We start from the raw sequence: 12,679 nt of genomic DNA, 5'->3' as shown, positions 1-12,679 counted from the left end.
TTTTTCCTTTCAATAAACAGCAGTCTTCATTAAATTTGTTCCTTGAATCTTCCTATAATTTGCAGGAATGATGAACCCAATTCCAATCATAACCAGAGTCAACAACTCAACTAATTCACCAACCCATGTTAAGCCCCAAGTTCCCGAACCAAGAGTTATCCAAAGCGGCCTTAGCAATTGGGTGCACACATAAAGACTCCATGCAATTGCTAGCACTAAACTATTAATTTCGTGTAACTTTTTTTGATGATTGAGTACGAAGAAACTAATAATCGACAATAAAATAATTGGGAAAGCGACTAGGGCGTTTACTATTAAAATTTGGGAGTAATTTTGAACAACTATGATGCTCAATAAACTCAAAATAATCCAACTGACCCCAATTATTTTTTGAGTTCGAACTCGGTCTTGAAACCAAATCATCATCATTAAAACCAGATATGGTGCAATTACAAGCACCGGACATAAAACAAATCGAATTTTTACAATGATCAACAATGTAGGATCAAATTCAGTTAATAATTCTAAATCAGGGGTATCCCTAAATATATAATATAGACACAGATCATAAATTTTTGCCAGAGCATAGCCAAAAAAGGTTATCGACATTAAAAAGGGAAAATCAGTATAATATTTCTTTGATTGACGCTTCCATTTATTAATAAGAAAATATCCAAGCAGAGATAATGCAACAATTTTTAAAACAGTGCATCCAAATAATAAAATCAAGTTTTTTTCCATATACAGCACATCCTTCACAATATTAATAAGAAGGATTTTTATAAACCCGGAGAAAATTTTTCATAATTTTCTGACTGATTATTGAAAGTACTAGTCACCCCTCAACAATCCGCTAAATTGACTGAACACCATTCGTTTTTTTAATGGTTTTTTTTCCATCAATTATTCCTTAAGTGAATACAAAATGATCAGTATTATTCTAAGATTGTAAAGAAATTCTTTATTTAAATCCTTCATATAGTTCAAAAATTGGAGATATGATTTAGATGAAACTTACAAAGTTAATAGAACGTCAACAATTTCAAGGGAAATTAGCAATAATTTGTGGAGGATCAAAAGGAATTGGTAAAGAAACAGCAAAATTTCTTGTCCAAATGGGAGCAAGTACATGTTTAATCGCACGAAATCAAGAAGAATTAAGCAAAACGATCCAAGAATGTCACTCTCTAAAAAAGACCAAAGATCAATTCATTACATCAATAGCATGTGACACAACGGATAAAGACAAATTAGAACCACTTATAAACCAATTTATTAGCGAACATGGGGTTCCAGACTACCTTATCAATACCGTTGGATACGCTTACCCCAAATATATCCAAGACCTCACTCTTTTAGATTTTCAACAAAATATGCACATTAATTATGAAGGCGTATTGGTCCCTATATTAATTTTGTTGCCTTATTTTATGAAATTAAAAAAAGGACATATAATTAGCACTTCTTCAATGATGGGTTATTTCGGAATCATGGGTTATGCCACATATAGCCCCACGAAGTTTGCTATTGTCGGATTAAGTGAAGTTCTTAGACATGAACTCAAACCCTATAATATCAATGTGTCTATTCTTTACCCCCCAGATACTGAAACACCTGGATTTGAAAAAGAGAATGAAATTAAGCCAAAAGAATGCTTAATTTTGTCAGAAAACGCAAAATTACTTTCAGCAGCTAAAGTAGCAGAAAACTTAATTGTTGGAATAGTGAAAAACAAATTTCAAATTCTTCCAGGAGAAGCAAAGCTGTATAATTTCTTATACAGACTCATCCCAAAAATTTTTCGCACACTTTCTGATAATGAATACCGTCAAGCAATCAAAAAAGCAAAAAAAATAGTTTAATCCACCTTTTTTTATTCTGGGAGCGTAAAATTGATTATAAATCGCCGAGCTGTGGCTTGATAAAATTTCATCTTAATATTATAATCATTTAACCGCTCCTCAGCAATGAAAATTAGATCATTTTTCATCAAATCATCAAGATGCCGCTTTATCGTTCCGGGATTCATTTTGGTTGCATTTTTTAGTTCTTGTATGGTCATTGCATTTTTTAGTAATAAATTTACAATCATCCTTTTTTTTTCATGAAGTAAAGTTAACACTAAAGTAGGATCAGTAATGATCCGCTCTTCATGGATTTCCATATTTGTTTCAGATGATGTTGTATTTTTTGACATAGATACACTGCCTTTCATTCAATCAAAGGTTTAAACCGTTCAAGCTTGACATTTTTATATAATCCAGTAGCAAGCAGTGACATTAATGGAAATCCAATTAATGATAACCAAAGGATATAGATGATATTGAGTGTTAAAATCCACCAAGTGAAATAAACACTAGTCAAAATTGTGACCAAAAGACCAGGTAAGATGAAAATTGTAAAGAAAACACCCCATGTGCTCACCAATCGTCTAAAATTATTTTTAATAATCCGGAAACTCTCGATAAACGCATGTCTGAAATTACATTGAAATGTAATACTTGGTAAAGTAGAAATAAATGTAATGAACCACAAGAAAAAGACCATACATTGGACGAATAAGTATAGAAAAGTGAAGAAACTACTCTCAATATTTTGATAAATCTCTAACCGAAAACTCATAGGAAGCATCCCCCCAATCGCCATTATTGTGAAATTAAGAATAGGATATTGCCACCAATTCTTCTTAAAATAGCCAAAGGAACTTTTGAATTCAGCATACATCTCCCCGGATGACATAATCTCATGAGCTAATCCAAATTGACAATTTAAGAATCCAAAAAAGATCCACATGCAAACTAGCATAATTCCACTGCGTACAATATGAGAAATAATAAAACTACTTGAAACCCCAGTAATAACCTCACGTAAAGTAGTCGAAGTGAAAGAAACAATAATAAATCCTACGATAAAGGAGGTAAGAATAATAGTTATGAAAAATGCAATCCCTGCAAAAATTTCCGTGCTCAAAAATGCTTTATAATTTTCTTTCAATAAAGCCCATGAATTGCGAAAATCCTTTTTAGTTTCAGAAAATGTCATGGTTGTTTTACTTTCACCCATACTTTTGTTATAATCATATATCCTTTCTTAAGATTATCTTTGAGATAATGATTATCAAAAAAAAAATAATTAATAAATATAGAAATGCTTCAATTAATTCTGTCTCCGCTTGTAAATAAAGTAAGCAAGAGCAATACATGCAATGGAATATATGGTCATTCCAAGTATGGCACCAGTTGCGCTGGGAGTGGCCCAAGACATAAATGTTGGTCCATCTCTCACACCTCCAGGACCCATCCCCAAACCAACTTCTGTGAATCTTTCTGATGGCATATTAAACCAGCTGGTAATAATGTTCGCATAATAAGTTAGCATAAACAATGGTTCAATTGTCACTCCAGTATACATGAGAATTATGGTTAGTAATTGAAATACCATTAAGATTATCAACATCCCTACAATCATTGCTGATGCAGCTCTTTTCATAAAGCTACTAAAAAGAATCATGAAACTAAAAACAGCAAATGTATATAAAAGTGCCCAACCCATTGATTCCCATACTATTAAAGGTAAACTTTCGTAAATGATCAAAGTTGCTATACCAATTAGAACATAATAGAAGATAACACACATTGCTGCATAGATGTATCGTGCGATAATACGGCCAATTAATAAACGATCCTTCTGAATTTTAGGAAAGAGTAAATTTCCAGTATCTTTTTCAAAATCCTCCGCAATAATCCCTCCTCCAAATGCGACAGCTATGATTAGAATCAAGAAATCTATCATCATTAAATACCCAGAGAAATAATCAGTAGGATCTGCGGGAACTTCGGAACCTTGAGCACTTTGAATCAGTTCGATAACTAAGAAAAGTAAGAATATTCCAATTGTTGTTAATAGCATTGAAATAAATTTTGACAAATTTTTCTGGAATTCAAATTCGATCGTTTTCTGAATCTGAATTACACTGCGCTTAGCACCTGATTTAGTTTTTTCGATAGTAAAAGCCATGTTTTTATTGTTTTTTGCAATTTCAGCCATTTCACTTGTCATTAATCTCACCTATGCTCCTACTTCGGTAATATTCTTAGAATTTTTCATTCTTTGATTTTGTGGTTCGGGTTGAGATTTATCAAGATCTGAAACCAGACTCAGGTATAAATCTTCTAAAAGACCTGCATTTGGAACGGAAAAATCAGTTATTTCAACATCATTAATGATAAGTTTTTTAAGAATTTCCTTTTGGGTGAATTGAGACCCATCAAATAAAATTTCATAAAATTCTGTATCTGCATTATAAGTAATGCACTTTTCAGATTGTTTTTCTGTAATTAGGGGGGAAATTATTTGGGAAATAGTCTCAATGACTTGCGATGGTTCTTGTTTATCTTGTTGGAATAATTCCACTTGAATAATACTCCGTTTTGCTTTTGATTCCAAATTCTCAAGGGTATCACAAGCAATTAGCTTTCCTTTGTTTATCATAGCTACTCGATCAGCCACTTCAGACACTTCATATAGTAAATGGCTGCTTAAGAATACGGTCTTTCCTTTCTTTTTTAAGTTCACAATAAACTCACGAACTTCGCTTCTTGCTTTTGGATCTAACCCAGTATGAGGTTCATCTAATACAATGATTTCTGGATCATGGACAATAGCAGATACAATTCCTATCTTTTGACGCATTCCTTTGGAAAAAGTCTTAATTTTCTTATCAATCCATTTTGTTAGTTTTACCATGGCTACAACTTCTTCCACTCTTTGTTTAATTAAATTCTGTGGATAACCCTTCAATTCAGCGAAATATTTTAATACTTGCCGTGGAGTCATGTTTCCATAAAATGCAGGATTTTCTATTAGAAAACCGATATTATCCAACAAGAGATCTTTATTATCTCTAGTCATCTTTTGTAATTCCCCATTCCCTCTGATAAAAATCTCACCTTCAGTAGGTTTCAGTAGAAAAGCCATCATTTTCATTGTAGTCGATTTTCCTGCCCCATTTGGTCCAAGAAATCCGAGCACTTCACCGCGATAAATTTCAAAATTGACATCTGAAACTGCAGTAAAATCCCCAAATCGTTTAGATACATTTTTAAATCGTGCTACAACATCCGTTTCTAAGTATTCTCGTTCTATTTTTCTCACCAGTTTTCTAAGTTGCTTTTTTTTTTTTTATAATTGAATGTTATTTTTTTGGTCATTTTTTAATTAACCTTTCCTAATTTTGATAAAAAGAAGAATGCCTACAAATACCACTAAAATTCCGATAAAAACGTATAGCATATTATTATTATTGACTACAGAGACATCTATTTGATTCGAATTAATGCCGCCTAAACCGTCAAAAACAATCAATGTAAAATTGTAGGAACCTACTTCTAACCCATCAATATTTATTACAATTTCTTCAGGTGTCCAATCATCTCCAGAAAGGATTAACTCTCCATTTTGATATACTTCATAAAAAGCGTCGAATGAAATCATATCAAATACAGTCCAATTCACGATATTTTCGGTTGATTCAAAAATATATGAGTGGTTCATAATTGGCATTATCATCGGATCATGATTAAATATGGGAAGAAAATCTTTGATTTCTCCTGTAATTGCATAAGGATCATCTCCAATGGAATTTGTATCTTTGTCTTCCCCATTATAATCGTCCCAGAAATTACCCATCATGGTCAAATTCCACATATTTCCTATTGAACTATTATCTTTTGCATGAATCGGATTTCGTAAGAAATAATTCATCGAAATCATATTATTTGAAGCCGAAGGCTCTGAAAATGCCCCAAATATATCATTATCGGAAATTCCATTACTCATGATCATATTGGCCATTGACATAAAACCAAATTTAATACCATAATCATTCTCTCTGATTTTATTTTGTGAAATGGTATTTTGCATGGTACCTCCATTTAAGAAGATCCCATGTTTACTTCCCGCAAAGCTTGAACCTGTAATTGTTCCATTTGCAGTGTTTACTAATTCTAAAGCAGAATAATCATCCCCTGCATTAAACTCAGAATTATTAATCACAAAATAAACATTTTTTGAGTTTTGAATTGTGAGGGCATTTCCAAGATTAGCTGTGTCCACCTCAATAGCATCAATTAAGTACGGATCAGTTGATGTCCCTTGTCCGGTCACCCAACCATCTTGAATTGCTTTCGTCCAATTATTCGCATTCAATCCTGTCGCAGATCCATCAATTATTAAAGGAGTCGATAATTGCGTTGAAGAAGAGAATATTGTCGCTTCATTAAGTTCTCCAGATCTAAGGCTAGTTACTTCAGTATTTTTAATATCTAAAAGACTAAATGAGAAAAATATTGTCAGTAAGATACTAAAAATGGCAATGTAATTGTGTTTTTGTTTCATTAGTGTTCCCAAAATGTTATATTTTCCTTCCTTTAATTTGAAGTTTGAATAACATTCAGACCTAAATTCCACTATAGGTGAGGATATATAAGAGATATTGAAGAATTGTGAAAGAATTGTTATTTTTGCTTTAATTAATTTTAGGAAATTATATGTTAATTATATTAAGTTAAGACATGTATATAAATGTTTTTGCAAAAACGCAATATCGATTTCCATAGAGTATATAATTTTACCATCGAATTGATGAATTATTTGTAGATTATACAAAAATAAAATGCCATATTGACAAATATGATATCGCTATTAATTTTAATTGAGATTTTAATTTGATCAAATATATTTTTTAAAAATGGTTAAAAAAAAAAATGAAAAATATAGAATAAAAATTATAATTGGGTCTTTTTCTGGAATAACTTGATCCCTAGTGCTATGAAAAATGCCGTCATTGCGAATAAAATTAAAATCCCAGCCAATATTGGGATGTTGGTCTCAGCGGCAGTATATCCGATTAAGGAGCTCGAATATAAATAATCACTCAATCCATGACCCATGACAGTAAATTGAAGATATATTTGCTTTGCCCAATATGGAGACATGAAGTAGACAATTGAACTTTCAAATGGAACCAAAGCACCAGAAGCAAATATAACAGGCATCCCGTACAAGAGAGAGATTCCATTGGCAACATCTGCATTTTTTGCAATACTTACAATACTAATACCAATTCCAACAGATAGTATGCCAAAGATCAATGAAACCAGAAAACCTATAATATAATTCAGGAGGTCCGATAAAATATTGCCCCAAAATAGTATTTCTGACAGATTTACCACTAATTCAAAAACCAAATAATTATTTAATTAATCTAGAGAGACCAAAATTTGTCAAAAAATTAATCAAAAAAATGAATCCTACTATTTAGAATCCCAATTAGTTTAGACATGATAAATTGTCATATAGACATCCGTAACAAAATCATCAAGAAAATAGACAATATCTAAAGGATCGGGAGTAAGGATGGTGAATTGATATACAAAATGGGAGTTAATATCCACTAGATCCCATTGAGGTCGAAAATTAAATTCTTTGGCCCATTTGGAACACACCGAAGTCAATTTATCTGCATTTCCATTATAATCCTTTGGGAGTTCTAGAGTAAATACGTAATTTACAATTTTTCCTTTCTGAGCATAATTTGAGAAGTCGTGTTTATCCTTCACACCATCTTTGTGAGCTTTATCGAGTTCTTCCTCAAAAATCTCTATTTCTTTTACAATAAGCTTTTGCTCTTTAATATCTGCCTTAATTTGGCCAACAAGTTGAATTTTAGTATTTTTTTCAATATCTTTCTCATTCGACTCCGGAATTAGTATAATTTTTTCCAAATTTTTCTCTAAATCAATTATTTGTCTCTGAATCAGCGAGAGGGACCAAGTATAATTCAAAATTGTTGATGTTAAGCATTCAAGATTTGGCAAATATGAAACTGTCGCATCGTTGTGGATTAATTGAGTGTAATTAGTAGAAATATTCTTAACAATTCCAATCGTACTACCAATTTTCACGTAATCCCCTACAATATATGGGCGATTTAATGCAATCCATATTCCTGCAATAAAATTATTAATTGTTTTCATTGAAGCAAAAGTGATTGCTGAAGTTAAGATCCCAATAATAATCCACACAAAACCAACTTTGACTTGAAGAATTCCAAGTATTAACCAAATCGTTAAAGTTCCAAAGAAAATTCTCATGAAAAATTTAAGACCATTATATATATTCGGGGGAAGTTTACGCCGATCAACTAACTTTTTAAATTGAAACTTTAATACAAAATTAAATAGCAAAATTAATACAATCCCAAGCAATATTGCGAAAACCGCGTATTTCTGAATTGAAAAGTTAAGGAACTCCCAAGTTCCTCCTGAAGCTAAAAATGCAGAGGGATCGAACCAAGGATCAGTACTTTCTTCTAAAATTGTCATTTATACACCCTCCTTTTCTTTGCTGTAGAAATCCTTTGCAATTTCTGTGATGAAATTGTTTTGATTTGACATGATTAGATATGGATTGGAACAAAAAATCCAAATCTTAACTTTTGGTCGCCATCCTAAATCCACAATTGCAAATCTTGGTTTAAAATTATAAATCGGTTGGTATTTTTCACAGATTTTTTTTAGCTTTTCTATTACAACCTCAGGATCGATACTGAAGTCCAACTCAACTTTGAAAGAATACCGAGTGATTTTTGTTTCAATTATGTTTTCTGTAATATCTCCAAATAATTTCAAAAAAGTCTTTCGATCAAACCATTTCAATTTTTGAGGGGCCATTTTTGGAATTTTGCGTTGTTTTTCTTCTATTCCTTGATGTTTTTGGAGCGCTTTATCAGTTTCCAAAGTAAAATTCAAGAATTTTGTATCGAGAAGTTTTTTATTGGGGATTTTAACATGCGTACCATCAAATAATTTCAAGATAGTATAATTTAGATTTATTTCTTCAACCACTCCTTGGTAACTTCCTATTTGAACCAGATCTTCTATATCGAATGGTTTTGCGGTAATAAGCAATAATCCCGCAACCATTTGCCCGACCACTTCCGTTGCTGCAAAACCAATAATAATTCCAGATACTGAAGAAACTGAAAGAATTAATTGATCTGAATTAGCAAAAATTGAGAAAATTATTAACACAATTATCAAAATTGCAATGAATCGAATAATTACCTTCAATCCATTAATTGTGGATGTAGAACCTGCCGTTTTTTGATTGAAACGGTTAATTAGGAATATAATTATCCCATAAATCACGAGAATTGCGAAGATAAATATGATCTTAATCCATGTATCTTCCATGCCTACGAACCTTGTCCAAATGTCTTCCATGCTTTTTCACTATTGTATACTTCATTTATAGAGTTAAAAAGTTATCATGTAAGCAATTATATTAAAATCAGGATTTAAACTGAATAATATCTGGATTAATGGAAAATTCAATGAAAAGATAAGCATATTGATTCAATAAAAAAATTAGAAAGTGTCTAATTAACAAAAAAAGGATACGATAAATCGTAAATTTTTTTGAATTTGCCTCATTTTTCGTCTTAGATACCAACGGAGAGAAATTGGAATTTGAGCGAAAAAATTGAAGAAAAAATCCGTGAATATGAAGAACGATTGGCAAGAACCCAAAAGAATAAAGCCACACAGAAGTCCATTAATTATACAAGAGCCCAAATTGCCAAGCTACGAAATCAATTGATAACCATTGCCTCCAAAAAAACTGGTGGTGGGAGTGGTTATAATGTTAAAAAACATGGGGATGCTCAAGTTGCCTTTATTGGATTTCCAAGTGTCGGTAAATCCTCACTACTCAATCTATTAACTCGAGGAAATACAGAATCCAAAGTGGCTTCCTATGAATTTACCACAGTTTCAGCAATTCCGGGGATGATGGATATTGAAAGTGCAAATATTCAACTTGTAGATTTGCCGGGAATTATTTTGGGTGCCGCTTCGGGGAAAGGTCGTGGACGTGAAATTTTAGGATGTGTGCGATCTGCAGATTTGGTTTTGATCTTAATATGTTTCAATTATGAGGGAATGATAAACTTTGAAGATTTAAATTTCATTCGAAACGAATTACATAATGCTGGAATACGTTTAAACCAGAAAAAAGCCAGAATTGTCATTAAAAAGCGAACTCGCGGCGGGATTGGTTTTTCTTACAATGGAGATCAAATAATGGATCAAGATGAAGTCAAGGGTTTAATGAATGAACTTGGATATAGCAATGCCAGTGTGTATTTTTCAGAACCTATGATAACTCCTGATCAATTGATTGATTTTGTGATGGGAAATCGAATTTATACCAAAGAATTTGTAGTGATCAATAAACAAGACTTAGCTCGAAAAAAACTCACAAATGAAGATATTACTCAAGCCATAGGTCATGATGGCTGGGTCAAAATTTCCGCCCTCAATAAAGAAAATATTGATGATCTCCGACATCGAATCTTTCAAGAATTAGATTTAATTAGAATATATTTAAAACCTCCACAGCAAGAAGCTGATATGGATGACCCAATTATCATGAAAAAGGGCGATGATATTGAACGACTTTGTCTAAAATTACATAAAAATATTCTCGCCAATTATCGATACACCCTGATTTGGGGTCCTTCCGCAAAACATCCAGGACAGAAGTTTATTAACCGAGATCATGTTTTATTGGATGGGGATGTTGTATCAATCTATGTCAAACGATAATTTTGTGCTTTTTTTCTAATTTATCTATTATTTCAAAAGTTTTATAAATAATTTTTCACACCATAACAGAAACATTTAAATAAATACATTCGCTAAACTAAATTAGTTCCGAACGTAAATATGCAAATGGCAGATCTGAATTTTCAAATATCAGATTTGGGTATGAATGGACCCTTATAAAAAATGCGGCTAAATATTTTGGGTCAAATTAATCAGATTTCATTCAATATGAACATTCCACGTAATAATTACCAACAAAATATATATTATTAACCATACATGGTTTTTTTTTTTAACATATAAGAAATAATACTTTAAGTGCAGACTGATTAAAAATCTTGGATTGTGCTTATAAATAGAGGGAGTCTCAAATGAAAAAACCAATCAATAAAATCCTATTGTTCTTACCATGTTATAATGAGGCAGAAAATTGTGTCTCTGTCCTAAAAGAAATTAAACAGGAAAAAGAAAAGGTGGAAGAACGACATGCAATAAATTTTGATGTACTTGTAATAAATGATGGCTCTACAGATATAACAGCAGACACTCTTAAAAATCACCAATCTCTATTTGAGTTTCAAGTACTAAATTTACCTCAAAATAAGGGCTACGGATATGTAATCAAACGCGGATTTCAAATAGCACAGCAAAAAAGCTATGACTATGTTATCTCTTTTGATATTGATGGTCAACATGAATCTCAATTTATATCCCAATTTGTTGATTTCCTTATTCAAAATAATACTAATAATTACGATATTGTTTCAGGATCACGATATTTAGATGCAAAACTCTTCTGGCAGCAACCTTGGAAGGATAGGTTTTTAGTCAATACGGTTATCACAGGTGTATTAAACACATTTGGTTTTTCATTCACTGATGCTTTTTGTGGATTTAAAGCTTATCGCGTAGATAGGTTGTCTAAGTTAAACCTTACTTTGGATGGATATGAAATGCCAATTCAATTATGGATGGAAGCCCAGAAAAACAATTTTCACATCGTTGAAAAAAGCGTCCCTGTAATCTACAAAGATCGAGATATGATCATGAAAAAACGCACTTCCGAAAGTTTCCTGTTTAAAGAAGGGGAAAAACGCATTGAAAAATATGTGAACATTATCGCTCAATTTGCGGGTTATAATCTTTCTGAAGAAATTGTTTACTTGCAAGATATTTTTAGATCTTACTTCAATTCCATTGAAGAAATAACTCAAAGTAATTTTGAAACAGTTCGAAGACACATTTTTGGAGAAATCGATTCACTAAAACTAGAAACAAAACCTTGCCTTATTGATACGGCGCAACTTGGAGGAGAACATAATGGACACAGAGCTGGATGTACTTGTTGTGGGTGCGCATCCCGATGATGCTGAAATAGCATGCGGGGGAATAATAGCACATTACAAAAAATTGGGGAAAAAAGTAGGGATATTGGATTTAACCAATGGAGAACCTACACCTTTTGGAACTATAGAAAAGCGAATGGCAGAAGCAAAAGCAGCAGCCGACATTCTCAAAGTTGACATTCGAGTGACATTAGATATACCAAATCGATCTTTAGAAAACACTTTGGAAAATCGAGTAAAAGTAGCTGATATTTTTCGTAAATATCGACCTAATACCATCATTACTCACCCCAGTGAAGATTGGCATGCAGACCATATCGCAGCCCATCATTTAGTTAATGCTGCAAAATTTCAAGCAAAGCTAACAAAAACAGATTCTTCTTATCCAGAATATTATCCTCCTCGGATTTTATACTTTGATCATTCCCATATTCGAATGCAACGCAAAATAGATTTTTTAGTGGATATATCGGATTCTTTCGAAGAAAAAATCGCTGCTTTACAAGCTTATAAATCGCAGTTTTATGAAAATAAGAAAAACATGAAAATTTTTGACTGGATACGAAACCGAGCTGCAAATTTAGGCTTTGAAATTGGAGTGGAATATGCAGAAGCATTAATATGCCCGACTTATTTTCAAATTCATGATATCACAAAGATATAAAA

General features: G+C 32.1%; 13 protein-coding genes. 4 read left to right on the top strand and 9 right to left on the bottom strand.

Annotated elements, in window-relative coordinates; genetic code table 11:
• Window positions 1-9: 9 nt before the first annotated feature.
• A complete protein-coding gene (locus tag NEF87_RS25040) occupies window positions 10-741 on the bottom strand; it encodes a hypothetical protein (protein WP_457917994.1) in 732 nt (243 codons plus the stop codon).
• Between the two features lie 266 nt (window positions 742-1,007).
• Between NEF87_RS25040 and NEF87_RS25035 the strand changes: the two genes are divergently transcribed.
• Complete coding sequence (locus tag NEF87_RS25035; protein WP_457917993.1) at window positions 1,008-1,862, top strand: SDR family oxidoreductase; 855 nt, start codon at window positions 1,008-1,010, stop codon at window positions 1,860-1,862.
• An 11-nt stretch (window positions 1,863-1,873) separates the two neighbouring features.
• On the opposite strand, the gene NEF87_RS25030 is transcribed toward NEF87_RS25035, so the two are convergent.
• The 8 genes from NEF87_RS25030 to NEF87_RS24995 form a co-directional block, all read right to left on the bottom strand.
• Window positions 1,874-2,197 carry a winged helix-turn-helix domain-containing protein gene (locus tag NEF87_RS25030; RefSeq protein WP_457917992.1) on the bottom strand — a complete coding sequence of 108 codons (324 nt, stop codon included), beginning with the start codon at window positions 2,195-2,197 and terminating at the stop codon, window positions 1,874-1,876.
• A 14-nt stretch (window positions 2,198-2,211) separates the two neighbouring features.
• Window positions 2,212-3,063, bottom strand: a complete 852-nt coding sequence (locus tag NEF87_RS25025; protein WP_457917991.1) for a hypothetical protein — start codon at window positions 3,061-3,063, stop codon at window positions 2,212-2,214.
• Between the two features lie 93 nt (window positions 3,064-3,156).
• The gene (locus NEF87_RS25020; protein WP_457917990.1) at window positions 3,157-4,059 is read right to left on the bottom strand and encodes an ABC transporter permease; all 903 of its coding nucleotides are present in this window, start codon (window positions 4,057-4,059) and stop codon (window positions 3,157-3,159) included.
• 9 nt (window positions 4,060-4,068) lie between these two features.
• On the bottom strand, window positions 4,069-5,154 hold the full coding sequence (locus tag NEF87_RS25015; RefSeq protein ID WP_457917989.1) for an ABC transporter ATP-binding protein: 1,086 nt from the start codon (window positions 5,152-5,154) through the stop codon (window positions 4,069-4,071).
• Between the two features lie 63 nt (window positions 5,155-5,217).
• A complete protein-coding gene (locus NEF87_RS25010; RefSeq protein ID WP_457917988.1) occupies window positions 5,218-6,396 on the bottom strand; it encodes a NosD domain-containing protein in 1,179 nt (392 codons plus the stop codon).
• Between the two features lie 389 nt (window positions 6,397-6,785).
• Window positions 6,786-7,232 (bottom strand): hypothetical protein, encoded by a 447-nt coding sequence (locus tag NEF87_RS25005; protein ID WP_457917987.1) that lies wholly within the window; start codon window positions 7,230-7,232, stop codon window positions 6,786-6,788.
• Between the two features lie 102 nt (window positions 7,233-7,334).
• Entirely contained in the window at window positions 7,335-8,384 is a 1,050-nt protein-coding gene (locus NEF87_RS25000; RefSeq protein WP_457917986.1) for a mechanosensitive ion channel domain-containing protein, read from the bottom strand.
• Window positions 8,385-9,284 carry a mechanosensitive ion channel family protein gene (locus NEF87_RS24995; protein ID WP_457917985.1) on the bottom strand — a complete coding sequence of 300 codons (900 nt, stop codon included), beginning with the start codon at window positions 9,282-9,284 and terminating at the stop codon, window positions 8,385-8,387.
• Between the two features lie 246 nt (window positions 9,285-9,530).
• On the opposite strand from NEF87_RS24995, the gene NEF87_RS24990 reads away from it, so the two are divergent.
• The 3 genes from NEF87_RS24990 (at window position 9,531) to bshB1 (ending at window position 12,677) form a co-directional block, all read left to right on the top strand.
• Window positions 9,531-10,667, top strand: a complete 1,137-nt coding sequence (locus NEF87_RS24990; RefSeq protein WP_371804187.1) for an OBG GTPase family GTP-binding protein — start codon at window positions 9,531-9,533, stop codon at window positions 10,665-10,667.
• A gap of 371 nt (window positions 10,668-11,038) precedes the next feature.
• Window positions 11,039-12,034, top strand: a complete 996-nt coding sequence (locus NEF87_RS24985) for a glycosyltransferase family 2 protein (RefSeq protein WP_457917984.1) — start codon at window positions 11,039-11,041, stop codon at window positions 12,032-12,034.
• On the top strand, window positions 11,988-12,677 hold the full coding sequence (gene bshB1 / locus NEF87_RS24980; RefSeq protein WP_457917983.1) for a bacillithiol biosynthesis deacetylase BshB1: 690 nt from the start codon (window positions 11,988-11,990) through the stop codon (window positions 12,675-12,677). The genes NEF87_RS24985 and bshB1 overlap by 47 nt, the downstream gene beginning before the upstream one ends.
• Window positions 12,678-12,679 lie beyond the last annotated feature (2 nt).

The organism is Candidatus Lokiarchaeum ossiferum (genome assembly GCA_025839675.1).
GTDB classification, from domain to species: Archaea; Asgardarchaeota; Lokiarchaeia; order Sigyniarchaeales; family Promethearchaeaceae; genus Lokiarchaeum; species Lokiarchaeum ossiferum.
The sequence above is the reverse complement of the archived record's forward strand: the minus strand, read 5'-3'. Positions and strand labels throughout refer to the sequence as shown.

Coding starts and splice junctions, on each gene's coding strand:
- NEF87_RS25040 (WP_457917994.1), bottom strand. CDS start 741: ATGGAAAAAAACTTGATTTTATTATTTGGATGCACTGTTTTAAAAATT.
- NEF87_RS25035 (WP_457917993.1), top strand. CDS start 1,008: ATGAAACTTACAAAGTTAATAGAACGTCAACAATTTCAAGGGAAATTA.
- NEF87_RS25030 (WP_457917992.1), bottom strand. CDS start 2,197: ATGTCAAAAAATACAACATCATCTGAAACAAATATGGAAATCCATGAA.
- NEF87_RS25025 (WP_457917991.1), bottom strand. CDS start 3,063: ATGGGTGAAAGTAAAACAACCATGACATTTTCTGAAACTAAAAAGGAT.
- NEF87_RS25020 (WP_457917990.1), bottom strand. CDS start 4,059: ATGACAAGTGAAATGGCTGAAATTGCAAAAAACAATAAAAACATGGCT.
- NEF87_RS25010 (WP_457917988.1), bottom strand. CDS start 6,396: ATGAAACAAAAACACAATTACATTGCCATTTTTAGTATCTTACTGACA.
- NEF87_RS25000 (WP_457917986.1), bottom strand. CDS start 8,384: ATGACAATTTTAGAAGAAAGTACTGATCCTTGGTTCGATCCCTCTGCA.
- NEF87_RS24995 (WP_457917985.1), bottom strand. CDS start 9,284: ATGGAAGACATTTGGACAAGGTTCGTAGGCATGGAAGATACATGGATT.
- NEF87_RS24985 (WP_457917984.1), top strand. CDS start 11,039: ATGAAAAAACCAATCAATAAAATCCTATTGTTCTTACCATGTTATAAT.
- bshB1 (WP_457917983.1), top strand. CDS start 11,988: ATGGACACAGAGCTGGATGTACTTGTTGTGGGTGCGCATCCCGATGAT.